2 pseudogenes are annotated in these 993 nt (G+C 58.0%); both read left to right on the top strand.

Features of this window, described 5'->3' with window-relative positions:
* Nucleotides 1-203 precede the first annotated feature (203 nt).
* Nucleotides 204-401, top strand: a pseudogene (locus DUT91_RS25025) (transposase); the annotation flags it as partial.
* An 80-nt stretch (nt 402-481) separates the two neighbouring features.
* Nucleotides 482-862 (top strand): annotated as a pseudogene (locus DUT91_RS25020) (transposase); the annotation flags it as partial.
* Nucleotides 863-993: the final 131 nt, after the last annotated feature.

The raw sequence follows: 993 nt of genomic DNA, 5'->3' as shown, positions 1-993 counted from the left end.
ATTCATGGGCCAGAACCATACGCACAGCGCGGCCGCGGACTTCCGGTGAAAATTTGTTTGTCGTCTTGCTCATATCGGCTCCACTGTCTCACGAGTTGGAGCCTCCGGCAAACCCGGGGCGGTTCACTCCATTGGAAACCAGGCCAATGGAGTCCAGAACATCAGCGAGATTGAGTCAGAGCCAACATTCCGCGCCGATTGACAGGTTGCTCTACCTTCCTCCCTACAGCCCGGACTTCAACCCCATCGAGAAGGCCTTCGCAAAGCTCAAGGCTGTCTTGCGCGCCAAAGCCGAGCGAACGGTCGAGGGCTTATGGAATACCGTCGGCCAGATCGTCACGCTGTTCGAGCCGCAGGAATGTGCTAACTACTTCAAATCCTGCGGATATGACCCCGAGTAAAGTGGACGCGCTCTAGCGGCAGAGCTGGCCGCGTTTTCGTCCGAGAACTTCGCTTCAATATCCTGCAGCGACCGCCTGCAGTCAAACTGATCCCACCAGCCTACGTTAAGCCGTTCGTTAAGCGACAGAAAAGCGGCGTGGCAGATGCGGAAGCGATTTGCGAGGCATCGCAACGCCCTACGATGCGGTTTGTCGCGGTGAAAAGCGAGGACGCTCAGGCCAGTGGCGTTGTGTTTCGAGCCCGAGACTTGCTGGTGCGCCAGAAAACGCAGGTTATCAATGCGCTTCGCGGCCACCTCGCCGAATACGGATTTGTCACCGCTCAAGGACCAGCCCATGTCGCCGGGCTTATAGAATACGTGGCTGATGACAAGAACACTCTGCCAGAGGCAGCCCGATCGGCGCTTGTTATGATGGTAGAAACGTTGCGAGATCTGGAAGATCGCGTCAAACGGCTCGATCACGTGTCAACGGCGGAGTAAAAACCGGCCACGCGGCGGCGCAAAAGTCGGCCACCTTGGCGCGCGCATGAGACCCGTGGGAGGGCGTAGCCCGAGCGGGGGTCTCATGCGCGCGTTGTGATTATTTGAAG

It is taken from the genome of Paramesorhizobium salinisoli, assembly GCF_003335045.1.
Classification (GTDB): domain Bacteria; phylum Pseudomonadota; class Alphaproteobacteria; order Rhizobiales; family Rhizobiaceae; genus Paramesorhizobium; species Paramesorhizobium salinisoli.
This window is presented reverse-complemented; position numbering and strand designations above follow the sequence as displayed.